The 26,846-nt window shown below is 39.4% G+C and carries 26 protein-coding genes; 16 read left to right on the top strand and 10 right to left on the bottom strand.

Features of this window, described 5'->3' with window-relative positions:
• Positions 1 to 41 precede the first annotated feature (41 nt).
• Positions 42 to 1,997, top strand: coding sequence for an acetate--CoA ligase (acs, locus tag FHK89_RS14505; RefSeq protein WP_230661718.1), 1,956 nt, complete (start codon positions 42 to 44; stop codon positions 1,995 to 1,997).
• A gap of 191 nt (positions 1,998 to 2,188) precedes the next feature.
• On the opposite strand, the gene clpX is transcribed toward acs, so the two are convergent.
• The 4 genes from clpX to rdgB form a co-directional block, all read right to left on the bottom strand.
• Positions 2,189 to 3,466 carry an ATP-dependent protease ATP-binding subunit ClpX gene (gene clpX / locus FHK89_RS14510; protein WP_230661720.1) on the bottom strand — a complete coding sequence of 426 codons (1,278 nt, stop codon included), beginning with the start codon at positions 3,464 to 3,466 and terminating at the stop codon, positions 2,189 to 2,191.
• Between the two features lie 74 nt (positions 3,467 to 3,540).
• A complete protein-coding gene (clpP, locus tag FHK89_RS14515; protein WP_230661747.1) occupies positions 3,541 to 4,170 on the bottom strand; it encodes an ATP-dependent Clp endopeptidase proteolytic subunit ClpP in 630 nt (209 codons plus the stop codon).
• Between the two features lie 388 nt (positions 4,171 to 4,558).
• The gene (tig, locus tag FHK89_RS14520) at positions 4,559 to 5,896 is read right to left on the bottom strand and encodes a trigger factor (protein ID WP_230661721.1); all 1,338 of its coding nucleotides are present in this window, start codon (positions 5,894 to 5,896) and stop codon (positions 4,559 to 4,561) included.
• Between the two features lie 369 nt (positions 5,897 to 6,265).
• A complete protein-coding gene (gene rdgB, locus FHK89_RS14525) occupies positions 6,266 to 6,898 on the bottom strand; it encodes an RdgB/HAM1 family non-canonical purine NTP pyrophosphatase (RefSeq protein WP_230661723.1) in 633 nt (210 codons plus the stop codon).
• Positions 6,899 to 7,415: 517 nt separating this feature from the next.
• Here rdgB and FHK89_RS14530 point away from each other — a divergent pair.
• The 5 genes from FHK89_RS14530 (at position 7,416) to FHK89_RS14550 (ending at position 10,203) form a co-directional block, all read left to right on the top strand.
• Entirely contained in the window at positions 7,416 to 8,045 is a 630-nt protein-coding gene (locus FHK89_RS14530; protein ID WP_230661725.1) for a superoxide dismutase, read from the top strand.
• 432 nt (positions 8,046 to 8,477) lie between these two features.
• Complete coding sequence (gene sodN / locus FHK89_RS14535; protein WP_230661727.1) at positions 8,478 to 8,966, top strand: superoxide dismutase, Ni; 489 nt, start codon at positions 8,478 to 8,480, stop codon at positions 8,964 to 8,966.
• Between the two features lie 150 nt (positions 8,967 to 9,116).
• Positions 9,117 to 9,455: a S26 family signal peptidase gene (locus tag FHK89_RS14540; RefSeq protein WP_230661729.1), complete on the top strand. Its 339-nt coding sequence runs from the start codon at positions 9,117 to 9,119 to the stop codon at positions 9,453 to 9,455.
• 113 nt (positions 9,456 to 9,568) lie between these two features.
• On the top strand, positions 9,569 to 9,805 hold the full coding sequence (locus FHK89_RS14545) for a DUF6364 family protein (RefSeq protein ID WP_230661731.1): 237 nt from the start codon (positions 9,569 to 9,571) through the stop codon (positions 9,803 to 9,805).
• On the top strand, positions 9,805 to 10,203 hold the full coding sequence (locus FHK89_RS14550; RefSeq protein ID WP_230661733.1) for a type II toxin-antitoxin system VapC family toxin: 399 nt from the start codon (positions 9,805 to 9,807) through the stop codon (positions 10,201 to 10,203). The genes FHK89_RS14545 and FHK89_RS14550 overlap by 1 nt, the downstream gene beginning before the upstream one ends.
• A gap of 15 nt (positions 10,204 to 10,218) precedes the next feature.
• Here FHK89_RS14550 and FHK89_RS14555 read toward each other — a convergent pair whose 3' ends face one another.
• The 4 genes from FHK89_RS14555 to FHK89_RS14570 all read right to left on the bottom strand — a co-directional run bounded on the left by FHK89_RS14555 (position 10,219) and on the right by FHK89_RS14570 (position 13,994).
• Positions 10,219 to 11,442, bottom strand: a complete 1,224-nt coding sequence (locus tag FHK89_RS14555) for a metal-dependent hydrolase (RefSeq protein ID WP_230661735.1) — start codon at positions 11,440 to 11,442, stop codon at positions 10,219 to 10,221.
• A gap of 30 nt (positions 11,443 to 11,472) precedes the next feature.
• Positions 11,473 to 12,396: a DUF72 domain-containing protein gene (locus FHK89_RS14560; protein ID WP_230661737.1), complete on the bottom strand. Its 924-nt coding sequence runs from the start codon at positions 12,394 to 12,396 to the stop codon at positions 11,473 to 11,475.
• A 182-nt stretch (positions 12,397 to 12,578) separates the two neighbouring features.
• Positions 12,579 to 13,022, bottom strand: a complete 444-nt coding sequence (locus tag FHK89_RS14565) for a diacylglycerol kinase (protein WP_230659047.1) — start codon at positions 13,020 to 13,022, stop codon at positions 12,579 to 12,581.
• A 36-nt stretch (positions 13,023 to 13,058) separates the two neighbouring features.
• Positions 13,059 to 13,994, bottom strand: a complete 936-nt coding sequence (locus FHK89_RS14570) for a polyprenyl synthetase family protein (RefSeq protein WP_442966573.1) — start codon at positions 13,992 to 13,994, stop codon at positions 13,059 to 13,061.
• Positions 13,995 to 14,648: 654 nt separating this feature from the next.
• Between FHK89_RS14570 and fadB the strand changes: the two genes are divergently transcribed.
• Together fadB and fadA are read left to right on the top strand one after the other, a co-directional pair.
• Positions 14,649 to 16,820 (top strand): fatty acid oxidation complex subunit alpha FadB, encoded by a 2,172-nt coding sequence (fadB, locus tag FHK89_RS14575; protein WP_230659050.1) that lies wholly within the window; start codon positions 14,649 to 14,651, stop codon positions 16,818 to 16,820.
• A gap of 45 nt (positions 16,821 to 16,865) precedes the next feature.
• A complete protein-coding gene (fadA, locus tag FHK89_RS14580; RefSeq protein ID WP_230659052.1) occupies positions 16,866 to 18,038 on the top strand; it encodes an acetyl-CoA C-acyltransferase FadA in 1,173 nt (390 codons plus the stop codon).
• 101 nt (positions 18,039 to 18,139) lie between these two features.
• On the opposite strand, the gene FHK89_RS14585 is transcribed toward fadA, so the two are convergent.
• Entirely contained in the window at positions 18,140 to 18,580 is a 441-nt protein-coding gene (locus FHK89_RS14585; protein WP_230659054.1) for a leucine-rich repeat domain-containing protein, read from the bottom strand.
• 459 nt (positions 18,581 to 19,039) lie between these two features.
• On the opposite strand from FHK89_RS14585, the gene FHK89_RS14590 reads away from it, so the two are divergent.
• The 8 genes from FHK89_RS14590 to FHK89_RS14625 all read left to right on the top strand — a co-directional run bounded on the left by FHK89_RS14590 (position 19,040) and on the right by FHK89_RS14625 (position 25,718).
• Positions 19,040 to 21,550 carry an ATP-binding protein gene (locus FHK89_RS14590; protein ID WP_230659056.1) on the top strand — a complete coding sequence of 837 codons (2,511 nt, stop codon included), beginning with the start codon at positions 19,040 to 19,042 and terminating at the stop codon, positions 21,548 to 21,550.
• A 39-nt stretch (positions 21,551 to 21,589) separates the two neighbouring features.
• Positions 21,590 to 21,964, top strand: a complete 375-nt coding sequence (locus FHK89_RS14595; protein ID WP_230659058.1) for a response regulator — start codon at positions 21,590 to 21,592, stop codon at positions 21,962 to 21,964.
• Positions 21,965 to 22,354: 390 nt separating this feature from the next.
• A complete protein-coding gene (locus FHK89_RS14600) occupies positions 22,355 to 22,573 on the top strand; it encodes a YgdI/YgdR family lipoprotein (protein WP_230659060.1) in 219 nt (72 codons plus the stop codon).
• A gap of 231 nt (positions 22,574 to 22,804) precedes the next feature.
• The gene (locus FHK89_RS14605; RefSeq protein ID WP_230659062.1) at positions 22,805 to 23,197 is read left to right on the top strand and encodes a hypothetical protein; all 393 of its coding nucleotides are present in this window, start codon (positions 22,805 to 22,807) and stop codon (positions 23,195 to 23,197) included.
• 146 nt (positions 23,198 to 23,343) lie between these two features.
• Positions 23,344 to 23,919 (top strand): isochorismatase family protein, encoded by a 576-nt coding sequence (locus FHK89_RS14610; RefSeq protein WP_230659064.1) that lies wholly within the window; start codon positions 23,344 to 23,346, stop codon positions 23,917 to 23,919.
• Positions 23,920 to 24,597: an HD domain-containing protein gene (locus FHK89_RS14615; RefSeq protein WP_230659066.1), complete on the top strand. Its 678-nt coding sequence runs from the start codon at positions 23,920 to 23,922 to the stop codon at positions 24,595 to 24,597.
• A 17-nt stretch (positions 24,598 to 24,614) separates the two neighbouring features.
• Entirely contained in the window at positions 24,615 to 25,238 is a 624-nt protein-coding gene (locus FHK89_RS14620) for a DUF1287 domain-containing protein (protein WP_230659068.1), read from the top strand.
• 138 nt (positions 25,239 to 25,376) lie between these two features.
• Positions 25,377 to 25,718, top strand: a complete 342-nt coding sequence (locus tag FHK89_RS14625; protein WP_230659070.1) for a hypothetical protein — start codon at positions 25,377 to 25,379, stop codon at positions 25,716 to 25,718.
• A 23-nt stretch (positions 25,719 to 25,741) separates the two neighbouring features.
• Here the strand turns inward: FHK89_RS14625 and asd are convergent, their stop codons facing one another.
• Positions 25,742 to 26,656 carry an archaetidylserine decarboxylase gene (gene asd, locus FHK89_RS14630; protein ID WP_230659072.1) on the bottom strand — a complete coding sequence of 305 codons (915 nt, stop codon included), beginning with the start codon at positions 26,654 to 26,656 and terminating at the stop codon, positions 25,742 to 25,744.
• Positions 26,657 to 26,846: the final 190 nt, after the last annotated feature.

A 26,846-nucleotide genomic window follows, 5' to 3' on the forward strand; every position in this document is an offset into this window, starting at 1 on the left:
CAGCATTCGATCTATTTTCTATTCAAAAAAAGGACTTTATTATGAAAACCTTTCCACATAGTGCTGAGTTTGCAGCACAAGCCAACGCCACGCCAGAATCCTATCGCAATACTTATCAAGAATCCGTCTCTAGCAGTGGTAATGAAGCGTTTTGGGCCAAACGAGCAGAGCTGATAGATTGGATAAAAAAACCGACTAAAATCAAAAATGTAAACTATGATTTAGATAATTTTAGTATTAAGTGGTTTGAAGATGGTGAACTGAATGTATCTGTAAACTGTCTGGATCGTCATCTAAAAGATAATCCTTATAAACCTGCCATCATCTGGGAAGGTGATCACCCCTCTGAGCATAAGATCATCTCTTATAAAGAGCTGCATGCTGAAGTTTGTCGTTTGGGTAATGCCATGCGTAAAATGGGCATTAAAAAAGGTGACCGAGTCACTTTATATATGCCAATGATTCCAGAGGCATTAGCTTCTATGTTGGCGTGTGCACGTATTGGTGCTGTGCATTCAGTAGTGTTTGGTGGATTTTCAGCCGATAGTTTGGCAAGTCGTTTGATTGATAGCCAATCTAAATTGGTTATTACTGCTGATGAAGGTATCCGTGGTGGTAAACACACACCACTTAAAGCCAATGTGGATCGTGCGCTTGATGTCGATGGGACAGAGTGTGTGGAAAAAGTTATCGTGGTGCATCGTACAGGTACATCAATCCCAATGAGTGGTCGCCGTGATGTGTGGTATCACACGGTGATAGATACTGCCAATGAAGACTGTCCACCAGAGCCAATGAATGCTGAAGATCCTTTATTCTTACTATATACCTCTGGCTCAACAGGTAAGCCAAAAGGGGTGTTACACAGCACAGGTGGTTATTTGACTTATGCATTGTCTACCTTTAGAGATGTATTTGATATCAAAGATGATGATGTATTTTGGTGTACCGCAGATGTGGGTTGGATTACAGGTCATAGCTATGTGACGTATGCACCACTAGCAAATGGTACGACCACAGTGGTATTTGAAGGTGTACCACAATATCCAACTTGGGCACGTATTGGACAAATTATTGATAAACATGATATCAGTATTTTATATACTGCACCGACTGCTATTCGTGCAATGATGAAAGAAGGCGATGCCTACGTGCGTGAGTCCAATCGCTCTAGCTTACGCTTATTGGGATCAGTGGGTGAGCCAATCAATCCAGAAGCATGGGATTGGTATTATCATGTTGTTGGTGAAGGTCGTTGTCCAATCGTGGATACATGGTGGCAGACAGAAACGGGTGGTATATTAATGACCCCAATCCCAAATGCGGTTGATTTAAAACCAGGTGCTGCGATGACGCCGCTTTATGGTATCAAACCTGCCATTGTTGATCCTGAAGGTAATGAGATTGAAGGACCTTGTGAAGGTAATTTAATTATCAAAGATAGCTGGCCAGGACAGATGCGTACCATTTATGGTGATCATAAACGCTTCTTAGAAACCTATTTTAGTACTTATCCCGGTAGCTATTTTACTGGTGATGGGGCAATGCGTGATGAAGACGGGCATTATTGGATTACTGGTCGTGTTGATGATGTATTAAACGTTTCAGGACACCGTTTGGGTACAGCAGAGATTGAAAGTGCATTGGTGGCACACCCTGCAACTGCTGAGGCAGCGATTGTCGGTATGCCACATGAGGTTAAAGGGCAGGGTGTTTGTGCTTATATCATCTTAAAGGCAGGTGAGGAAGTGACAGAGAACCTTAAAGGTGAGCTAAGTCGTCATGTTCGTGCTGAGATTGGTCCTATTGCCAACCTTGATGCCATTCATATCGTTGATGCTTTACCAAAAACACGCTCAGGAAAGATCATGCGTCGTATTCTACGTAAGCTGGCGGCAGGTGAGTTTGATGGTTTAGGTGATACCTCAACACTAGCCGATGCGGAAGTGATTGATGACTTAATTGCTGTGGTCAAAGCAGATTCAGCTAAGGGTTAATATCCTTAAGCAGATAGCCAATAATTAACCGCTTAAGTTTAAGTTTGTATCGTAGAAAAAAACCCCATTCGCTCAATAGAGTGAATGGGGTTTTTGTTAGTCTTTAAACTTTTTAAAAGAAGCAACAAAGTATAAACCTCATTGCCTTTTGATGTGATAAAAAATGATATGATAAAAAAATTTGGTTAAAGTTAGCTCATTTCAGGCGTTTTGCCTTCATTAATTACTTCTTCTGTCACCACGACTTTTTTGATGTCTTGCATAGATGGCAGCTCATACATGGTTTCAAGTAGGGCGTTTTCGACGATAGAGCGTAGTCCACGTGCACCTGTTTTACGCTCCATGGCTTTTTTGGCGATGGCATCGAGTGCCCCTTCGGTAAAGCTGATTTCTGCACCTTCCATATCAAAAAGATACTGATATTGTTTGACCAGTGCATTTTTGGGTTCGGTTAAGATTTGCATCAATGCCGCTTCATCAAGCTCTTCTAAAGAAGCAATAACGGGTAAACGTCCGATCAGCTCAGGAATCAAACCAAATTTAATCAAATCTTCTGGTTCTACTTCTTTAAATAGTTCCGTCAGTTGGCGAGAATCTTCTTTCGATTTAACATCGGCATTAAAACCAATGCCTGTTTTTTCGGTACGCTGCTGAATAACTTTATCCAGCCCTGCAAATGCGCCACCAACAATAATCAAAATATTACTGGTATCGACTTGGATAAGTTCTTGCTGTGGGTGTTTGCGTCCACCATGTGGCGGAATGGCTGCGACTGTACCTTCGATAAGTTTGAGTAAGGCTTGTTGTACCCCTTCACCCGATACATCACGGGTAATGGACATGTTTTCACCTTTTTTGCTAATTTTATCAATCTCATCGATATAAATAATGCCTTGTTCTGCTTTACTAACATCATAGTCAGAGGCTTGTAGTAGCTTTTGTACGATGTTTTCAACATCTTCACCCACATAGCCCGCTTCGGTTAATGTGGTGGCATCTGCCATAGCAAAAGGCACATCAAGCAGACGTGCTAAGGTCTGTGCCAGTAGGGTTTTACCTGATCCCGTAGGACCAATGAGCAAAATATTACTTTTTGCCAACTCTACCATGGCATCATCTGCACCAATTTTTGCTTGTTTTTTATCTTGTGCCAGTTTTTGACTTACTTTTAGGCGTTTGTAATGGTTATAGACAGCGACTGCCAGAGCTTTTTTTGCAGTATTTTGTCCAATGACATACTCATCTAAATGGGCACGGATCTCTTTTGGTGTGGGTAGTTTTTTATTGACCCAAGAGGTATCAATGTCATCATCATCTATTGCAGAGTGGGTATCTCCTTCTGCAATCAGATCAGTACATAGTTCAATACATTCATTACAAATATTGGCATCTTCTGCGGCGATTAATTGATCGACATCATCTTTTGATTTACCACAAAATGAGCATTGTGGCGTTTTATTTTTTGCCATAAAAGGCACTCCTAAAAATCGGGGTTGGCTATTGATTTGGTAGCATTATTATCACAATGAGCTATCAGACTTATTTATGATGCTTCTGGGCGGCGTTCAAGCACTTCATCAACTAAGCCATATTCTTTGGCTTCTTGAGCATCTAGCCAATAATCACGTTCGACATCACGAGCAATTTTTTCTAGTGGTTGTCCAGTACGTTCTGACAAAATACGATTGAGACGGTCACGAATTTTTAGGATTTCACGGGCATTAATTTCAATGTCAGTTGCTTGACCTTGAGCGCCGCCAGAAGGTTGATGAATCATCACACGTGAGTTTGCCAAGGCATAGCGTTTGCCTTTTTGTCCTGCTGCTAGTAGGAATGAACCCATGCTATAAGCACCACCCATACAGATGGTAGAGACTTCTGGTTTGATAAAGTTCATGGTATCAAATACCGCCAGACCTGCGCTGACTGAGCCACCAGGTGAGTTGATATATAGATGAATGTCTTTGTCAGGATTTTCTGCTTCTAAAAATAGCATTTGAGCGACAATAAGATTTGCCATATTATCTTCAACTTGTCCTGTCAAAAAGATAACTCGTTCACGTAGTAGACGTGAGAAAATATCAAATGAGCGTTCGCCACGGGCAGATTGTTCAACAACCATAGGCACAAGTGCGCTTTGGGGTGTATTGGTGATATGTTGCTGTGCGCTCATTACCATGTCAAAGTAAGGATTATGGGTTATACGGTCATGATCGGTCATGGGGTTTCCTTTATTCATTATTCATTAAATAGCAAAAATAATTTTCGGATATATTCATTTTCATCACACGTTATTTGCATTGTTTTGTCTGCATTGTATTGTGTAAAGATGATGACATATCGTGATGGCATCAATAATGGGTTTAATTGAGTCTATTGGGGTGTTTGATTCATATATCAAGATACGAATATGCAGCCATTATGCCAATAGTTATCGAGTTTGGTTAAACAAAAATGCCCCAACTAATGATGTCAGGGCATAGTATTTAGCAATAATATTCAACAACAGTTGATTAATGGTTTATTAACATAGGGTGATAGTCACCACTATTATCAATAAGTTATACCATTTGTTGTTGCTGTGCTGCTAATAGATCCTGATAGCTGACATCTTTATCAGTGACATTTGCTTGTTCTAAAATATAGTCGACAACTTGGTCTTCTAGAACCACTGATTCAATATTGGCACGTTGTTGTTTGTCATTGGTATAGTATTCGATGACCTCTTCTGGATCTTCGTAATTCTCTGCTGCTTCTTTGATGTAAGTAGTCACACGCTCTTGATCCACTTCCATGTTTTGAGCTTCAATCAAACGTGACACAATGATACCTAAGCGAGCAGCACGTAGTGCTTGTTCTTCAAATAGCTCATCTGGCAGCATGTCTTTGTTGAAGTTATCTGGGTTTGCACCAAACTGTTGTGCAAAGCGTTGCATCATCATATTACGTTGACGGTCAATTTCTTGCTCTAGCATGGCTGCTGGTACTTCAAACTCATTTTTTTCAAGTAGTGCTTCAAAGGCAGCTTGTTTTACTTGATTGCGTGCAGCATTTTTGATTTCACGTTCCATATTTTTGCGAACATCAGTTTTTAGCTGCTCAAGACCACCTTCTTTTACTCCAAATAGCTCAAAGAATGCTTCATCTAGTTCAGGTAGCTGTGCTGCTTCAACTTTTTTGACATTAATTTTAAACTGAGCTTCTTTACCTGCTAGGTTTTCGGCTTGATAATCTTCTGGGAAAGTCACATCGATGGTTTTTTCTTCACCAGCTTTTAGACCTTTGATGCCATCTTCAAAACCAGGAATCATCTGATTGCTACCAAGGACTAATTTGAAGTCTTCACTGCTACCACCTTCAAATTTTTCACCATCAATGCTACCTTCAAAGTCAAAGGTCACTTGATCACCATCGTCAGCTACGTCTTCTTTTTCGACAAATTCTTGACGCTGTTTGCGTAAGTTTTCAATCATGGTATCAACGTCTTCATCTTTTACTTCAGCTAATTGACGTTCTACTTCGATTTCATTCACGCCTTGTACTTCTATTTCTGGGAAGATTTCTACTGTGGCTTGATAAACTAAGAAGTCATCTTCTAGTTTTACATCATCAATATTTGGCATACCAACAGCGCGCACATCTTCTTCACGAATGGCTTCAAAGACTGTATCACGAATGACATCGTTAATCACTTCTTGTTGGATACCAGCACCATATTGGGCACGGACATGTGACATTGGAACTTTTCCTTTACGGAAACCATCAATTTTTGCTGTTTTTGCAACTTGACGGATACGGCCTTCAACTTTGTTTTGAATCTTTTCGACAGGTACTTTAACTGTCAATTGGGTTTGATTATCAGACACTTTATTGGTCGTGACTTGTAGATCTGTTGCCATGTTTGTTACACCTTGTTTTGTTAAATAATTAAACGACTATCGCTAAACGAAAGGGGATTGCTATGGTTGGCAATCATGCTGCCAATAAATACTCAGATAATACAGCATTGATTGTCCACCTCATCTAGGTATCTAATCTAGGGTATCTAGGGAAAATCACCAGATAAACGATATAACCATTGACCATATATTAGATAAATTACATATAAGGGTCTTACAATAAAATTTTAAAAGTAGAACAGTATAGTCTATCTGACTATTAAAGTAAAAACTATCATTACATTGGCATAAAACATCGGTAGCAAAATATCGTGATAAATACTTTGTAGTCTGTCATTAAGTTAAGGTGAAAATATTGAATCTAATCCATTACGCATTAAGCAGTTGCTTCAGTAATGTGTGCATGGCTTGCCCACGATGACTGATACTATTTTTGTGCTGAGAGGATAATTCTGCGGCACTTTTTTGTAGCTCAGGTAGCCAAAATAAAGGGTCATAGCCAAAGCCATTGTCACCTTTAGGAGCGGCTAAAATCTCGCCTTGCCAAAGTCCTTGAGCAATGATGGGAAGAGGGTCATCGGCATGTTGTACTAGGGCTAATACACAGACAAAGTGACCAATAATAGGGGTGTCTGAATGTGCCTCTCGATAGGGTTGTAAGGTTTGTATCAGTTTAGCATTATTGTTTTGGGCGTTGCCATGTTCACCTGCATAGCGTGCTGAGTAGATACCAGGGGCATTATTTAAGATGGGTACACATAAGCCTGAGTCATCGGCAATGGCTGGCAGACCACTGATACGGCTGGCATGGCGGGCTTTAATAATGGCATTTTCAACAAAGCTTAAACCATCTTCAATGGCATCAGAGATATCGAGTTGTTTTTGTGGAATTACTTCGATATCAAGATTGGCGTCTGTAAATAAATTACGAAACTCGGCAAGTTTGCCTTGATTGTTGCTGGCTAAAACCCAGCGTGGGTGTTGTAGAATGGTATGGGTCATAAAATTACCTTTTATAAACAAGAATATTTTATAAATAAGGATAAACGATGAATCCTCAGTTATGAGGATGCAAGTTATTTCATCATAAAAAAGTAATGAGGCAGTGGTATTGATAATATGGTTTATGGGTATTTATTATCAATAATCCCAACATTATAAATATAAGATTATCTGAAAAAACTTTAGTAATAACAATAAGTAACGGATATTTTATAGGATATTTGCTACACTGCTTGGCAAGTTGATTGAGGCATAGTTGTGAACTCAACATAATTGACCAAATGCTCAACGACAGTGCTTGTAAATAGTGTTGATAACTCATATATGAAACTTATGATAAACACCCATAATGCGTTTATAAGCTCATATATTGACGGATTTTGTTTTTAAATGCACCGTTTTTAAGTACAAAGGTTTTAACTTTCAACAATCAATTAGCCAATTTGTCGTATTTTAGAGGTGTTATTGAGTGTAATATCTCTCATAATACGGACGGACTAGCCAAGGATAATAAAATATGTCAAACATTACTTTACCTAATCTGCCTTATGCCAAAGATGCGCTAGAGCCTTATATCAGTGCAGAGACTCTAGAATTCCATCATGATAAGCACCATGCTGCTTATGTTAACAAACTTAATGAGTTGCTTCCAAACTCAGGCTTAGAAGATAAAACATTGGCTGAAATTATCAAAGCCACTGCTGTAGACGACAGCAAACAAACCATGTTTAATCAAGCTGCACAAGTATGGAACCATACTTTTTATTGGAATTGCATGACCCCAGAAAATGGTGGTGGTGAAGCGACTGGTGAGCTAAAAGCGAAAATCGAAGAAGATTTTGGTAGCTATGAAAAATTCCGTGAAGAGTTTAAAAATGCCGCAACGTCACAATTCGGCTCAGGTTGGGCTTGGTTAGTTGCTGATAGTGAGGGTGGCAAGTTATCTATCATGAAAACTGCCAATGCAGACACCCCATTGGCGCATGGCAAAGTGGCTGTACTAACATGTGATGTGTGGGAACATGCTTACTACATTGATTATCGTAACCGCCGTCCAGATTATGTGGATACTTTCTTAGACAAGTTAGTAAACTGGGACTATGCCAATGCCAAGTACAAAGGTCAAGATGCAGGCGTAGAAGAGTAAGCTTAAGCTAAGATGTTTAAGTTTTCATAATGTGCGATATGTCAATTGCAAAAAAGGATACCGTCAAGGTGTCCTTTTTTTATGCCTGTTTTATGTGACATAAAAATATATGTATAAAAACTACTCCTAGTCTCTTGATTAAAAAAGATGACCTACCCCATAAGCCTAAGATTTATTAGCATAATTGGTAAATTTTATTATAAAATTGAAACTATAAAAATGAGTTCTATTTACATTTAGGTATTTTCACGTTATGGTTAGCAGGTCTTGGCACAACATTAACTATGATTCAATGTGCCAAATGCGTTGAATATAACTGATTAAATATAGATATAAAAATCGTCTATCTTAGCTGACTTTATGTAAGTATCTATTATTTATTAAGTTATTTAAGCAGTTATTGATGCTATTTACTTTCACAAGGAGTTCGTTATGTTACATAAACTACTACAAAAGATTGATCAAAAACACGCTTTTTCTCAAGTATCTGCTCATTGCGATATCCCTTGTGGTATCTATGACAGCACCCCTGCACAGATTTTTGCGCTAAGTGTGTTACGTTATTGCCAACAAATTGATGGTTTGGGTGACAGCAAAGAAGACCAAGCCAAGCTAGTACGTTTGGTTGCCGATAAAGAAAAACACGCTGAGTCTGTAAAACATGAAATCCGTGTCATTTGGGGTGATTATTTCAAAGGTGAGTTACTAGAAAAATATCCTAATATCCATGAGCTAACCCATAATATTATGATGGCAGGCTCTGCTGCTAAGCAAAGCGTTAGCGTGGAAAAAGCTCAAAAGCTTGTTGACTTGGTTAATGAATTTGCAGAAATCTTTTGGGAAACCAAAGGTGTTGAGACGTATCGTGCCACTTGCCCTTATGAGCCAAAAGCTGAAACCGTTTATCCAAAATTGGGCTAAACTAATATTAGACCCCTCCCAAACCCTCCCCTTGAGTTAAGGGGAGGGATTAAAAGCTGGTTCCTCCTACTTTTAAAGGAGAAGGGCAGGAGGGGGTTAAGTTGAGAGTAGCGTATAAATATACTTAACAAGATAACAAGAGAAAACTACTTGTTTCGATTACGTATTTTAAAAGTCACTGGTAATAGTATGCACCCGACCCTTGAGTCGGGTGCTTTTGTATTGGTGATGGGTTTTGTAGTCAATATCAAAAGGCTTGGGGTGCAGTGGCAACCATCGCTAAAAGTTGGTGATATTGTTGCAGTACGTCATTCACAGTATGGCGATATTATCAAACGTATTTGTCAGATAGAGTATGATGATAAACGTAGCATTACAGGGCTATATTTAGTAGGGGATAACCCCAGTCACAGTGTTAGTACTGAGCAGATGGGGCTGGTAGAAGTGGAACAAGTGATTGGTAAGGTGGTGTGGTGGGTGAATGGTTGAGAGTTTGTGTGGTTGGTTAATATTTATCTGTGCATTTGATTTACGATGATATGTGGATTATGCTAAGTTGAGTATCAATATTGGAGCAAAAGGGCATTATTAGGGAGGTTATTATGACCACCATTACCATGGATTTACCTGATGAGCTGATTGAAAAAGCCAAACAACAAGGCGTGTTTAATGAGCAGGATTTAAGCAATGTATTAAAGGATTTTTTAGCCAGTCAGCTTGAGCAAGAACAGCCAGTAATTCCTAGAAGAATGGGTACATTAAAGGGAAAAATTACTGTGCCTGATGATTTTGATACAGCTTATGCTGATGAAATTGCTGAGTTGTTTGGTTGCAAATAATGAAATATTTATTAGATACTCATGTGCTAATCTGGTTTTTAACACAAAACTGTAAACAATTATCAGCACAAACACTAAAAATACTAAATGAGCCGAGTAACATACTTTATTTTAGTACAGCCAGTATTTGGGAAATGACGATTAAGGCAAGTTTGGATAAGCCCAATTTTCAATATGACCCAAAAATGATAGTTGATGAGTTATTAAATTTGGGATTTATTGAGATGAATATTTTGTTGCCTCATGTGCTTGATGTAGGTAACCTACCACAAATTCATCGTGACCCTTTTGATAGATTATTATTAGTACAGGCTAAAATAGAAGGTGTTAAATTATTAACGGCTGATAATCATATTGTTCAATATCAACAAAGTTATGTGATTGATGTAAGATGCTAATAGTTTCTGCTAAAATCAAGGCACTTCCCAACCATCTGTTCCCTCGTTTTCATTAAGCATACGGCGAAAGCCATTTTTGACCATCTCGAAGCGAGCATCTGGGACAGGTTTGCCCGTTTCGGTGACCTTATCCTTTTCAAACTCTATCTTATGCAGACGGCTATAATCTGGGGTTATCGCTTGCCAGTTGGCTTGGCTATAACTACCCTTACCATTATTGCTATTGTCGCCATCTGCTGTGGCAACCACAAAGCTAAATAACGGCTCATCACCCACCATCATCCGCAAATCCTCAATCACCAATCCTTGTTTATTATCTGCCATTGATTGTTGGCGATACACTGTCCAACCATCAGTAAACCACGTTAACCGCTCGGTATGGGGCTGGCTGGCTGTGGGTACTTGTGATTTTAGAGCATTGGATTGTTGATATTGGTTTAATTGCCGATATTCGGGCAAGCGTTTATCAAGCAAACTGCCTCTTACTTCGTATAACTGACCTGTTGGTGTTTCAACAAGGCTACGCCACATAATGGTTGAGGGTAACATCGGCATGGTTTTGATACGGGCGATGTCAATATTGGCATTGGCAAGTGTCTGTTCGGCTTTATTTTGGGCGATATATTTTAGCCCAATGGATAGCAGCAGATAGCTACTCGATATAAGAAGCATATATAGGGTAAAGCGTTGACAGTTGGCAAACCACTGCTTGGATTGGTGCTTTAATTGATGTGTTGATTGACCATCACTCACCCCTTGCACATACGCAAGCCGTTTACCTTTAATAAGTCCTACAATCATGGCGATTAATAGCGGAATGGTATAAATCGGGTCAATGATAAACATTGAAGCAATGCTGGTCGGTGGTGGGGTAAACGGCCAAAATAGCTGGGTGCCATACACCGTCAGGCTATCAAGTAATGGGTGGGTGGTCAGTGCCAACGTCATTGCCACCGCTAATCGGCTGGTAGAATAGGGTAGCGGTTGCTCTCGCCACTGATAAAATTTGCTAATCAGCCATGCCCCACCAATCCCCACTGCCGTCAACACAAACAGCGAATGGCTAAATCCTCGATGATAAGTCATACTGCTAATCGGGTCAGGGTAGGATATCAACACGTCCAAATCAGGAAGCGTACCCAGCATTGCCCCATAAATATAGGCTCGGCGACCTTGATATTTATCCAATATTGTCCCTTGCACACTTGCCCCTAGTACGACTTGTGTTAATGAATCCATAAAGTTTGCCCTAGTTTTATTCTAATTTGGCTATAGCACCTCAAACCCTAAATTTATCAATTCCTTAGTTAACATCTGAATATTATAATAAGAATGAGCTTTGGTGGTGTTTTGAAAGAATATATAAAGCGTATCAAAATGTTGTCGCTGATTGGCGATGGTATTTGCCCAACCTTGCATCTCTATCTGAGTATAGCGGTAATCGTGGCGTTCGCTTGCTGACTTGGCGTCCCACCAATTCAGATTATTGCCATGTAAGCGTAGATAACCTGTGCGCTTGGTTAATAAAAACCGAGAATTGGGCAAACCATTAACCTTAGGATAATCAACACTGCACCAAATCAAACCTTGCTTAACAAAGCTGTCCTCAACTTGGGCAACGTGCCAACTGGCATGACGAAATTCAATCGCCAATTCAACCCCTGCAAAATATTGTACCAACTGAGCCAAATACAAACGATTTTCTCGCGTACGGTCAAAGCCATGCGGAAATTGTAGCAGTAGTGGGGCAAGGCAATCTGCCTCTATCAGTGGTGATAGAATGTTTAAAAAGGCTTGGGCATGTTTGGTAATGCTGTCATCTGTATGCGAACGCACATGGGTGAAATCTTGGTGTAGTTTTAAGGCAAATTTAAGCGGTGGCTTTTTGCTATTTACTGAGTCTGTTGTTGTACTTGGTGTTATATCTGTTGGACTATCAGCAAATAGGTCGGGTAATGGTTGATTTGATAAGATAGTGGAGAAGTCTTGCGATTTTTGCAACATACCTGCAATGGCTTTTTGCCCAATGGGGGCATAAAAGGTGCTGTTAATCTCAACTGCTCCGTAATGGTTGGCGTAATGAGTTAAAAAGTCACTCTTTTTGGTGCCAGTAGGGTATAGCGTACCAAGCAAATCGGTATCGCTATAACCGCCAGTGCCGATATAGATTTTTTGCGTGGGATTGTTCATCATTTAAAAAGCTAAAACCAATATTTAAAAAGCTGGTAGTGTTTCAAAAAGTATGCTGTGGTTATTTTTAATAAATTACCATAGTCTCAGCCCTCCCCCTAGCCCCCTCCCAGTGGGAGGGGGAACAGTTCCCTCCAACTTTGGGGGAGGGTTAGGGAGGGGGTAGCATACTTTTTAGAACACCATCAAAAAGCTGACGCTAATGCCATCACCCACAAAATAAATAATAGGGTTAATGCCAAAAACTGGGCGGCAGAACCGACATCTTTACCAATTTTTGCTAAGGGGTGACGCTCGGTGGAGGTGTGGTCAATACTTGCCTCAATCCCCGTATTAAATAGCTCAACAATCAAGGATACAAACGAGGCAAACACTAGTATCATTTTAATCGCTAAAGCAAACGGCATAAATAACAGTGCCACAAATAGCCCTAAATTTAGCCATAGTACCTGCCGAAAAGCTGCTTCATTTTTGTAGGCTGCCATAAAGCCATCACGAGAATAGCCGAATGCTTTGACAATACGGCTAACACCACCTTTACCTTTGACTTCAGCCGCAAAACTTTCTGCAACTTGTTCCCCTGCATCGGGGGTATACTTGGCGTGGCGAGAATGTTTGGGGTCTTGCATACTGTGTGCCTTTTTTTGCTTATTTACTTAATTTAGTTATTTATTGCGTTGCCATAGCCATTCTGCCAATTCAATCAACGCATTATTTTCGCTTATATTGTCATTAGAGTTAGAATTAGTAAATTGTGCTAGTAAATCAGCTTTTGCCTCAATAAAAAGCTGTTTGGCATAGGCTTTGGCAGGCTCAATCCCCATCAATTTCACATAGGTAGATTTATCCAATTTTTCATCACTGCCCGCAGGCTTGCCCAAGTCGTTAGTGCTGGCAGTCACATCCAAAATATCATCTTGTACCTGAAATGCCAGTCCAATTTGAGTAGCAAAGCTCTGTAGTGCTGTGCTTTGCTCGCTATTGGCATGAGCACAGATACCACCCATCATGGTTGCCGCTTCGATTAAAGCTCCTGTTTTATCACGGTGGATGGCTTCTAATTCATCTTGACTGATTTGCTGCCCCTCAGCATTTAAGTCGAGCATTTGTCCTGCCACCATACGTCTAGCACGAGGAGCAAAAGTATTTAGTAGTTGTATGGCAATGCTGTCATCTATGCTCTTAAAGCCTAATATATCTGATGTTAGCACCTCAAACGCTAATGTCTGCAATACATCACCTGCTAGTAGAGCAGTTGCTTCATCGAAGGCAATATGACAAGTTGGACGTCCACGGCGCAAATCATCGTCATCCATACAAGGTAGATCATCATGAATAAGTGAATAAGCATGTAGTAGCTCAACAGCAAGCATGGCACGGCGGCAAGCATGGTTTAATGGTTGCTGAGGATTAACGCTACTAAAAGCACAAGCAACTAATAAAGGGCGCACCCGTTTCCCACTGCCTGTCATGGCATAGTGGCAGGCTGCTTTAAGTGGTTCAGGTAAGGTGACAAACGTAACATTTGATAAACTGCTTTGTTGTTCATTGCCAAATAGAGCGGCAATATCATCTTCTAAAACAGACAGCACGTTTTGCATAAATACATTAAAGTTTGGCGTTTGCTGAAAGCTGAATTGAGTATCATCAGTATGATGAGTAGGGTGGCTTGGCTGAGTGGTTTGGGAAGTTAAAGATGACATATAGGATACGGTAAGCTAAAGGTGAATGTTTGATAAAGTCTATTTTCTGCTGAGTACATATTATATTGTCGCTGTCATATTATATATGGCTTTGTGCATTTATTATGTGTCAATCTCTATGAAACGCTTGTTTGCTCAATTTTTTAAATAGCTGTTTCAATGAGTATGAGTGCTTTTGTTATATAAGATGAAGTTTTTATATTATAACTGAGGTGAATACGTCTTAACTGCTGAATAAATCAGTATTACTGTCTTTATTTAGAAAATAAAAGCTTTGTGACAATTTATTAATATTTTTTATTTCACTATATTTCGTCATTTTTTTAGTCTAAAGTAAGGGTAATCTAAATTACACAAAGCTAGATGCTACTTCATTTTCATCACTTTTACGATAAAAAATTGTAAGAAAAATTCATAGTCGTGCAAGAGTTTATGACTTGTGAGTCAGGCGTTACATTGTGACAGTGAGGGGGCAAATCCCCTACACTAAGTAGCGTTCTGAATGAATATCATAACAACACAAACAACCACAGAAAAAACGAGGAGAGAGGAATGATTTATCAAGGTAATCGCATTTCGGTATCAATGCTAGATGATGGCATTGCCAATATGCAGTTTAATGCCGAAAATGAGAGCGTCAATAAATTTGATGCTGAAACCAATAAACAGTTTGCTGAGGCAGTCAGTGCCTTAGAGCAGGCGGATGAGGTCAAAGGTCTTGTCGTTACTTCTGGCAAAAGCGTGTTTATCGCTGGTGCTGACATTACCGAATTTTTAAGTATTTTTGAAGAGCCAGAAGAAAAAATCCTATCTTGGCTACTTGAAATTAACCAAATATTTAACCGTTTTGAAGACCTACCATTCCCCAAAGTTGCTGCCATTAATGGGGCTGCCTTAGGCGGTGGTTGTGAGATGACATTGGTATGTGAATACCGTGTGATGAGTGATAAAGCACAAATTGGTCTGCCTGAGACTCAGCTTGGTATTTTCCCCGGCTTTGGTGGTAGCGTGCGTACACCACGCTTATTAGGTATCGACAATGCACTAGAGCTAATCGCTACTGGTAAACCACAAAAACCTGCCGATGCGTTAAAACTTGGCTTGGTTGATGCGGTGGTTTCTGCTGATGACTTACAAAATGCTGCCATTGATTTGGTCAAAAAGTGCATCTCAGGTGAGCTTGATTGGCAAGCCAAACGTGAAGAAAAACTAAACCCTGTTAAGCTAAACCAACTTGAGCAAGCGATGGCATTTAACAGTGCTAAGGGCATGATTTTTGCCAAAGCCAATCCAAAACAATATCCTGCTGTTGCCTTAGCCATTGAAGCGATTGAAAAACACGTGAATTTGCCACGTGACAAAGCCATCGAAGTAGAAGCCAATAACTTTGTCAAAGCCGCCAAGACACCACAAGCAGAAAGCTTAGTTGGTATCTTCTTAAATGACCAAGCAGTGAAAAAACTGGCAAAACAGCACAGTGCCAAAGCTCACGACATCAATGAAGCGGCAGTATTGGGCGCTGGTATCATGGGTGGTGGTATCGCTTATCAAGCCGCCAGCAAAGGCTTGCACATCATCATGAAAGACATCAAAGCTGAGCAGCTTGATTTGGGTATGGGTGAGGCAAGCAAACTGCTTGGCAAAATGGTTGAGCGTGACCGCATGACCCCAGCACAAATGGGCGAAACTCTAAGCCGTATCCGCCCAACCCTAAATTATGGTGACTTTGGTGAGACTGATATCGTTATCGAGGCGGTGGTCGAAAATCCAAAAGTGAAACATGACGTATTAAAAGAAGTCGAAGGCTTGGTTAAAGACGACTGTATCCTAGCCTCAAACACTTCAACCATTTCTATCACTTATCTAGCCGAAGTATTAGAGCGTCCAGAAAACTTTGTCGGTATGCACTTTTTCAACCCTGTACACCGTATGCCATTGGTCGAAGTTATTCGTGGTGAAAAGTCTTCTGAAGAGGCGATTGCTACTACCGTTGCCCTAGCACAGCGTATGGGTAAAGTGCCTGTTGTGGTCAATGACTGTCCCGGATTTTTGGTAAACCGTGTGTTGTTCCCTTACTTTGGTGCATTTGATTTACTGCTTAAAGAAGGAGCAGACTTTGTACACATTGATAAAGTCATGGAAAAATTTGGCTGGCCAATGGGTCCTGCTTACTTGATTGACGTGGTTGGTTTAGACACTGGCGTGCATGGTGCCGAAGTGATGGCAGAAGGTTTCCCAGACCGTATGAAACCTGACTATAAAGGCGCGATTAAGCACTTATTTGAAAACAATCGCTTAGGTCAGAAAAATGGCGTCGGCTTCTACAAATACGAAAAAGACAAACGTGGTAAGCCACAAAAAGTCGCTGACGATGCCACCTATGAGCTACTAAAAGCAGTGACAGATAATGGCAGCCAAGAGTTTGATGACCAAACCATCATTGACCGTATGATGCTGGCTTTCTGTAACGAAACCGTGCGTTGCCTAGAAGATAACATCGTCGCTACCCCTGCTGAGGCTGATATGGCAATGATTATGGGCGTTGGTTTCCCACCGTTCCGTGGTGGTCCTTGCCGTTACATCGACCAAATGGGCTTGGATAACTACTTAGCATTGTGTGAAAAATACGCTCATCTTGGCAAAGCCTATGAAGCACCACAAAAAATCCGTGACATGGCAGCCGCTGGTGAGAAGTTTTATCCCACTGCGTCAAAAACCGCTTAGTATAACGATGACACCAAAATATAAAAAAATTGAAAGGAGTTTAGTATGACAACTTTAAGTCCAAAAGACGTGGTCATCGTAGATGGCGTACGTACGGCAATGGGTAAATCAAAAAATGGTATGTTTCGCAACGTGCGAGCCGATAGCATGTCAGCCGAATTGGTGCGTGCTTTAGTCGAGCGTAATGACTTTGATACCAATGATGTGGAAGATGTGATTTGGGGCTGTGTCAATCAGACCTTAGAGCAAGGTATGAACATCGGGCGTAACATCGGCTTACTTGCTGATATTCCAAAAACTGCGGGCGGGCAAACAGTCAACCGTCTGTGCGGCTCATCTATGCAAGCTCTACATACTGCCGCAGCACAAATTATGACTGGTCAAGGCGATACCTTTATCATCGGTGGTGTTGAGCATATGGGACACGTCGGTATGATGCATGGTATCGACATCAACCCTGAAGCCTCAAAGCACTATGCCAAAGCCTCAAACATGATGGGCTTAACCGCAGAGATGCTGGGTCGTATGAACGGCATTACTCGTGAACAGCAAGATGCGTTTGGTCTTGAGTCACATCGTCGTGCTTGGGAGGCGACACAGCAAGGTCGCTTTGATAACGAAATCATTGGTATCGAAGGTCATGACGAAAACGGACATCTACAGCTTTGTACCGTTGATGAAGTGATTCGCCCTGACGCCACTTTAGAATCTATGCAAAAATTACGTCCTGCTTTTGACCCTAAAGGTGGTACTGTGACTGCCGCGACTTCATCGGCATTGTCTGATGGTGCGTCTGCCATGTTAGTGATGTCAGCACAAAAAGCACAAGATTTGGGGCTAAAACCACGTGCACGTATTCGTGGTATGGCAGTAGCAGGTTGTGATGCAGCCATCATGGGTTATGGTCCTGTTCCTGCTACCCAAAAAGCGCTAAAACGTGCAGGCATGAGCCTTGATGACATGCAAACTATTGAGCTAAACGAAGCCTTTGCGGCACAAAGTTTGGCGGTATTAAAGTCGCTTAACTTGTTAGATAAGCAAGACATCGTCAACGTCAATGGTGGTGCAATCGCACTTGGTCACCCACTGGGCTGTTCTGGTGCTCGTATTACCGTTACTTTGCTCAATGCGATGGAGCAAAAAGGTACGCAGTTTGGACTTGCGACCATGTGTATTGGTCTGGGTCAAGGTATTGCAACCGTGATTGAGCGTATCTAATCATCGATTTATTTAACTGTTTTTGATTAATGTTAACTTTTGAATGATGTTAAAAAGGCAGGTTGCTAATGGTAACCTGTCTTTTTTATTTGTTATGATTCTTATTTATTGTAGCCATGAACACGAGGTATGGTACGTAAAAAATCTTTGACAGGTTTTGATAACTCAGTCAGTGGATTGCCTGTTAAATCAAGTTGCCTTAACTCTTTTAGATGACAAATACTTTCAGGTAATGTGCTGAGCTGATTATAACGAATATTAAGCTCTGTTAATTTAGTGAGTTGCCCAATACTTTCAGACAGTTGGGTTAGTTGATTATTCCCAATACTAAGCCTTTCTAAATTAGTCAGTTGTCCAATTTCATTAGGTAAATAGGTAATTTTGGGCAGGTGAGCTTTGTTCTCATCATAGCGATTAAGATTTAATTCTGTTATCGCCAGCAGTTTTTCTTTATCTCTTGGTACTTCATTCTCTGGAATCTCAAACTCATCTGCCCACGCAAAGATTTTTTGTGTCCAGTTATCATGATGAGCCAAAGTCATACTTATCTTTCCTATTTGATGTCATATTTATCGTTGAGTCATTTTGTCGATAAAAAATGTATTTTGAATTATATTCAATAATAATTAATTTTTAACTGCTTTGTTAGGGTTTAAGGATAAATTCTTGTGTTAGTCTTATTTATATTATTGTAAGTGAATGGTAATATATGTGTCATAATTGGCATTTAGTGATATGGAATGAATCATGATTGCCATGTAGGATTCATGTGAGGAGTGTGTGGAAGGAAGTCAGCAATAGCAGACATGGTTTTTAGTGGCTTTTTTAAGTCATTTAGTCGCAAATAGATAGTAAAAATAATTAAATAATGAAAGTTTTTTATTAGTATTATCATGTTACATATTCACCATCATCGCTTTACTATGGATGGTAGGGTGAGTAATTCTTTTATATTTATATTTTATTCTTAATAATACCATTCTTAATATTGTGAGTTTTTTATGTTGTCATTTTTTAGCAAGCTATTTCGATTTAGAGTGTTGTTTTTATCTTTATTGGCTTTTGTACTATTAATCTCAGGTATTTTACTGAGTAACTATATTGTTAATTATCACGTAGAGCGTAACTCAGGCATCATTTATGCTGCTGGTGAGATGAGTGACCAATTTTATAACTTAGCTTTGGATATTCAACAACTGAGTTTGGCACAACCCAATGAGCGACCACAGATTATTGAGCAGACACAAAAGGCGCAGGCAGAAATTAATACTTTAATTGAGCGACTGGATAAGGGTGGGACTTATGAATATAATTATGGAGATGAAGGTTATATTGATGTTTCTGCCCTTGATTCGGAGACTAGTCGGAAAGCATTAAGCGAACTACGTCAAGTTTGGCAAATATATCAAAATAATATTGATTCTACGATTGATGGAAACAACTATAATAGTAATCAAGCATTAGCAAATTATGCTTATGAAAATAAAGATAATATTTATGATACCATTGATAAGATCTATGCAGATAGGTTTGAAAATAACCAATATTGGACAGAAATTGCTAAATATATTTTGTTTATTGATATGATTTTTGCGGCGTTATACTTTTTATGGTTTATTTTTTATTTTGTTCGTAGACTATTAATTTCTGAAGAAAATTTACAAACATCAAATCAACAAATTCAAGATATTCTAATAACCATCAAGGAAGGGTTATTTTTAGTAGATAAAGATTTGGTTATTGCTGACCAGTATTCAACTGAATTAAAAAGAATGTTACAAAAAGAAAATATTGCTGGTAAAAAATTTACTCAGCTATTAGAAGATAGTATTAGTGCAGAAGATTTAGAGAATACCAAAACCTTTATTGATCAACTTTATAGTCCTTGGGTAGTAGAAGAATTAATTACGGATTTAAACCCTTTAAAGCGCATAAAAGTGGCAAGTAATGATGATAATGGGATGCCAGTTATACGCTATTTAGATTTTGATTTTTATCGAGTGGTAAAAGAGGAAGAAATCGATAGGGTATTGGTCAGAGTCAGTGATGTTTCTGAAGCGGTAGAGCTAGAAAGACGCTTGATTGACGAGCAACAACAAAGTAGCCGTCAGATTGAAATGCTAAGCAATATATTGTCATTAAATAAAGAAATGCTCCAGACCTTTTTGGACAATACATTTATTCGTTTGGAAATTGTGAATAATATTTTAAAAACACCCGGTGCAAAAACATACGAAATGCAGCAAAAGGCACAAGAAATATTTCGACAAATGCATAGTATAAAAGGTGAGGCATCTTTTTTACGATTATTACCTTTTGTTGATTTGGCACATGAAACTGAAGAACATGTTAAAGTCTTGATAAATAAACCAGATTTGGTGGGTAATGACTTTTTGGCAATGGCGGTGAGTTTTGATTCTTTATATGAGTTGACTAAATTTGTATCACAACTGGCAACACAACTGAATTTATATGATGGTAAGAAATCAACATTAGAAAATACGAGCATTCATCATTTAGATGAAAATCCAACAGAAGAGGAAATTATACATATAATAGATTCTAATAGTAATGATGAAGTAAACGATGATGAAGTAAATAATGATGAAGTAAATAATGATGAAGTAAATAATGATGAAGTAAATAATGATGAAATAGATGGGATAAATGAAAAAACTGATCAAAGTATAGAAGCTAGTTCCAAGAATTTTGAATCTACGAATGCGATTATTGAAAATAATCAGAGTGAAGTTGAAGTAGAGGCACTAAATACTTCTAAACCTGAAATAATACAGTCAGAGCCACTTCAAGATGAACATGCAGCAAATGTAAGCCTTGAAAATATAGAAATAACTCAGCTAGAAAATTTAGAGTCAGAAAGTGAAATGTGTGATGTTGTTTCTGATAGTAAAACAAATGAAACAGCGATGTTTGTTAGCAAAGTAACATCTGACTCAGTAGTGGCATTACAGCTTGCTCAGTTCGTGCAAGACATTGCCAAGCGTTATAATAAACAAGTTCAGTTACAGTGTCAGTATTGGGAGGATAGTAAACTTTCTGCAACTTTACAAATGGGAATTAAAGATATTTGTATTCAGATGCTACGTAATAGTGTGGTTCATGGTATTGAACCTGCTGCTATTAGAAAAGAAATGGGTAAACCAGCCATTGGTAGTATACAAATTAATCTGATGCATGATGAGATTGAAAATTGTGTTTTATTTAGTTGTTATGATGATGGGCAGGGTTTGCAAACAGATAAAATCATTGCTTCATCTGTTGAGTCAGGTGTCATTAGTAGTGAGCGTGCCCATACGTTAACTCAAGATGAGGTAACACAGCTTATCTTTGGAATCGGTGTCTCAACTGCTGAAAATATTACTGAGGATGCAGGTAGGGGCATGGGAATGGATATTATCCAATCGCAAGTGGCAGCACTGGGTGGTACTTTAAATTGTGAGAGTCGCACAGGTGAAAGTACCAAATTTAATATTGTTATTCCCCTTGTTTAAGTTAGTGTCTTATACAAACCAAATAAATTAGGAAAAGATATGCATAAATTGATGATTGTCGACGATTCTAACATCATGCGAAATCGTATTGAACGAAGCTTTAAAGAAGATAATATCGAAATTGTTGCCACTGCTGGCGATGGCGTAGAAGCATTAAAAGAATTTGATCTGCATCAACCTGACTTAATTACCATGGATTTGACCATGCCGCATATGGATGGTCTTGAATGTATTCAAAAAATTATTGCTAAAGAGACAGGGGTTAGTATTTTGGTTGTCTCCGCATTGAGCGATAAGGCAACAGCTTTAAAAGCCCTTAAATATGGCGCACGTGGATTTTTGTGTAAGCCCTTTGGTGAAGAGGAATTAGTTAATGCTTTGAATAAATTGATTAAATATCAGTTAAAACGCTAAAGGTTTGAATCCTACTCTCAACTTGATTGACTCAATTAAAATATAACCCATCCCCAATCCTTTCTTTAAAATAGGGGCAGGACGGCAGGACTTAAAAGCCAGCTCCTTCCCCTAATAATGACAGTTTTATGAAGACTTATTGAGCAACTTTATAACATAAAGCTTATGCAAAAGTATGATATTCGCTTTATAAAGCGGCGAGCAATTTTTACGAAGCCTCTGGAATTACGTACAGCCAGCTCAGAGTATTAAAGGTAATGATTACCAATCGCTAATAATCTAGAAAAATGCGTAAGTTCTATACCAAAAGGATATTGCATTGGTTATGTAAAGGGTATATAAATAAGGTGGTAAAAAATGTAACTTATTAATATTAATGGAATTTTTACTATGAAATTTTTAACTATTACCCTATCATCAGCCATGCTTATGTTGTTAGCGGGCTGTGCCACCACCAGTAACCCTTGCCAATCAGACAATCCTGTGTATCAACAAAAATATCGTGCTGCCATCGCCAATGGTCAAAGTGAACAAGCTGCACATAAAATCGCCAATGATGCGTGTGTGAATCAGCAGATGGGTGAGATGTCAAAAGAAGTTGGTTTATAAATTGATGATAACTGCTGGTGATAAAAGTTAAAAACAAGTAGGTAAGGGCAGACTACTTTTAGTTTCCATAACAGCACATATTATCACTTGTAACTAAAACGCTTCTGGCATAATGTTAGAGGCGTTTTTTGTATTTAATATTTAATAATCACTAGCAATCATTCAGACTTACTAACACAGTTACTGTCAATACAAACATAAAATGAGAAATAGTGGAAGAAGGAAAATAGCATGTCCACACGTACCCAAAATCGCTCAAAAACAGTGGCAAAAGTTGCTTTGATTAGTCTAATTGGAACAGGGGTAGCACTGCTTGCCAATGCTAAAAATATTTCAGCCAAATTAGCAGATGAGCATAATGTAAAGACATTACAGCCACAGACAATCAAAGGTGCAGTGAATAAAACAGTAGAAGTTTTTAGCTTAATGACACCGCAAGGTCAGCAGTATCATGTCTATGACCCAGAATCAATTATTGATGAGCTGGCAAAGCAACGTGGTATTTATAGTCATTATTATCAGATGGATAGGGTTTGTATCAAGGGGTTAATTAGTAAAGTGGGCAGTTATGGGCATTTAGGACAGTTTGAGCGGCAATTAACGGTGACTGGACGCTGTGATTAACTTAACTGGTGATTGACGGAACTGTTAGACTGTGTCTTAATAAAAGTCTATCCATTTATCAGTAAGATATGGATTATATCGCAATGGAATGAATGTGACCGCTAATCAATTTTAATGATAACTTTCGCATAAACAAGGAGAGAACTATGTCCACGATTACGACCGATAAAACCTACCGCATCATGCGTGATAACTGTCAGGCAATGCTGATTGATGTACAAGAAAAACTCACTCCGCATATCTATCGCCATCAAGAAATCATCCAAAAGACAGTTACCTTACTCCAAGGGCTACAAGCATTAGATATACCAATCATGCACAATGAACAATATAAAAAGGGACTGGGTGAGACTGTCCCTGAGATTATGGCGGTATTAGGTAATACTAAAGGGCAGCAATTTGAAAAGGTCAGCTTTAGTGTTTGCGATGATGACGAAGCATGGAACTATCTGGCACAGCAAAATCGCAATGCCGTGTTGTTATTTGGGGTAGAGACGCATGTTTGTGTGATGCAAACAGCTTTAGATTTGCTTGATAATGGCATGCAACCCATTATTATCGCTGATGCTACAGGTTCACGTAATGCGTATGACCGCAGGCAAGCCATACGTCGTATGCGCCGAGCAGGTGCGGTGATTACCACTACTGAGGCGATATTGTTTGAGTTGTGTCGTAGCTCAAAAGACCCTGCATTTAAGACCATCAGTAATTTGGTGAAATAGATGCCATCAATTTCAATGAATAGTGATGTTGATAATACTGTAGCAAGCTTTAGTGAAACTGCTGTAGAAGGCACCACAGAAAATGTGGTAGAAAGTATGGATACCATGCAAGACATCACCCAGTTTCTACTACAGCTTGATGCGCTTAAACACATTGAGCGGCGCAGTTATATCACGGGTGGCAGTCGGCTTGAGAACTCTGCTGAGCATTCATGGCATTTAGCAATGGCAGCTTGGGCGATTGCTACCTATTTTGAGTTACCACTTAATCATGAACGCTTATTGAAGATGGCATTGGTACATGATTTGGGTGAAATAGATGCAGGTGATACCTTTTTGTATGCACCTCAGCGTTCTGAGGCTCATCTTGCTGAGCGTCAAGGTATGCAGCGTTTACAAAATCACGCGGGGCATGGTATCAGCGATTTAGTAGCGATATGGGAAGCGCAAGAAACAGGAGCAAGCAGTGAAGCGAAGCTGATTAAAGTGGTTGATAGGCTGTTGCCATTTTTGCTTAATATCAACACAAAAGGCAGAACGTGGCAAGATTTGGGCGTTAGCCGCTCGCAAGTAGCGGCAGCACATGCGTTTATTGCCAACGAGTTTCCAATTATTCATCATTGGATATATGTGCAGATTGAACACGCTACTAAAATGGGTTGGCTGATTGATGAGTAAATGAGCAAGGCATACTTATGATAACCACTATTTTAATAGGCTTAAAACGCTTAAAAAATAGGTTTATTGCTATCGGACTGATGGTGTTTTTGAGTAGTGTTATTGCTACAGTAGCTCAAGCAGGTGTGGTCAGTTCTGGTAATAAACTGGCACATGATGCCAAAAAACAAATCGGGGTGACGGTGGGCTATGACCCTGCTTATCGTCAGCTAGATTTTCCACGAGGTGACGTGCCTCAGCATATAGGGGTTTGTACCGATGTGGTTATTCGTGCTTATCGCCTACAAAACATTGATTTGCAACAATTGGTCAATCACGACATGAAAAATAACTGGTCTGCTTATCCCAAAATTTGGGGGCTAAGTGGTACAGATAGCAATATTGACCATCGGCGTGTGCCCAATCTTGAGGTATTTTTTGCCCATCGTGGGCAGAGTTTATCATTAACAGATAAAAGTAGCTTTAAAGTAGGCGATATTGTGACTTGGCGACTGCCCAATGGTAACTTACCTCACATTGGCATCGTTTCTGATAAAAAAACCATGAATGGTACACCGCTGATTATTCATAATATTGGGCGTGGGACCCAGGAAAATGATATTTTATTTGCCTATCCTATCTCAGGGCATTTTCGGTATTAAAACTCAGCTATTGAAGCCATGCCAATAAAACTATACTATTAAAATCATATCATCAACATCATGGTTAAAATAATCTTATCTTAAATTCAAGCACTCAATACTCACTGCCGACTTAGTAGTTGTTGCCAGTTCAATCTTATGAAAAAATCAACGCTTATTATATTAACCAGCATTTGTGTCATTGAAGTCCTGCTTTTGCTGCTATTAACACTTGCTTTGCCGCTTGGGGTATTGCCATACTTTTCTGATTTATACCGTTCTTTTGGCGCAAAGCCACATCAGAGTTATTTTATTTTACAACGATTTGCTCATCTGCTGTGGTTATTGCCAATACTGGATATTGGGCTATTGCTGCTATCAGTACTGGCTAAAAAAAAGACATGGTTTTTTTTATTAATGGGATTTGTGTTATTGCAAGCTGTGATGATATTAATCCCATTATATAGTGGGGTGTTTATCATACCAACAATAACGAATTAAGCTTTCTATTCTTGTACTGAGATTCAAATATTCGCACCTGCCATTTTTTGTGAAGAGACACTGGCAGTCCCCATCAGCTCACCCATTTTAATCACAGATTCATGCTGTAAACCGACTTGCCACTGTGTATTGGCAGCCTCAGGCAAAATCACAATGGCGGTTGAGCCTAAATAAAACCTTCCTAATTCATCGCCTTTTTTTAGTGGTATATGATGCGTTTGTTCTTGTATGGTAGTTGTACTACGTTTCATTTTGCCTGTAGCAACCGTTTCGATGCCAGCAACAATCATTGCACCAACTAAGACCACAGCGGCAGTGCCAAATTCGGTATCAAATAAGCATACCATGCGCTCATTGCGCGCAAATAAATCAAGCACATTATCGGCAGTGGTGTTATTAACCGAAAATAATGTACCGGGAAGATAGCGGGTTTTGATGAGTGTGCCATCAAAGGGCATATGCACTCGGTGGTAGTTGCTTGGTGCTAGATAGACGGTGGCAAACGTGCCATTTTGAAAATATCTGCCTTCTTCGATTGAGGCAAGTAGATGTCCAATGTCATACTCACGCCCTTTGGCTTGCAATATCTGTTCACGATTGATACGACCGATTTGTGACACCATACCATCAGCAGGCGAGACGATACCATTTGGTGTTTGGTCAATCGGACGCGCATTGTCTGCTAACTCACGCGTAAAAAAGTCATTAAAGCTGTCATAATCATCTAAATCTGGACGAGCATAGTCATTCATCTTGATGCCATATACTTTGGCAAAGGTATGCACAAACGCTTTTGTTACCAGTGGGTTTTTGCTGGCAGCCACCTTACCCACTACTTTACTAAGTAGTTGCTGTGGTACGATATACTGTGAGGTGGTAAATAGTTGTGCTTTTTTATTCCCACGTTTCTTGGTGGGTTTGTTATCAATGTTATTCATAATGGTTAATATCTTGATGATGTGGATGCGTCATTATTAATATGAAGTTAATAAATAGAGAGATAAAATAATATATTGACCTGAATTCGGGATAAGGGAATTACTAACCAACTGAAAATAATTAAGTTTTTGCTACTTGTCTATAAGCAGATACATTTTTCAATGATGGTTTAAGTGGAAACCAACAATA

It is taken from the genome of Psychrobacter sp. I-STPA10 (assembly GCF_021012795.1).
In the GTDB taxonomy this organism is placed as follows: domain Bacteria; phylum Pseudomonadota; class Gammaproteobacteria; order Pseudomonadales; family Moraxellaceae; genus Psychrobacter.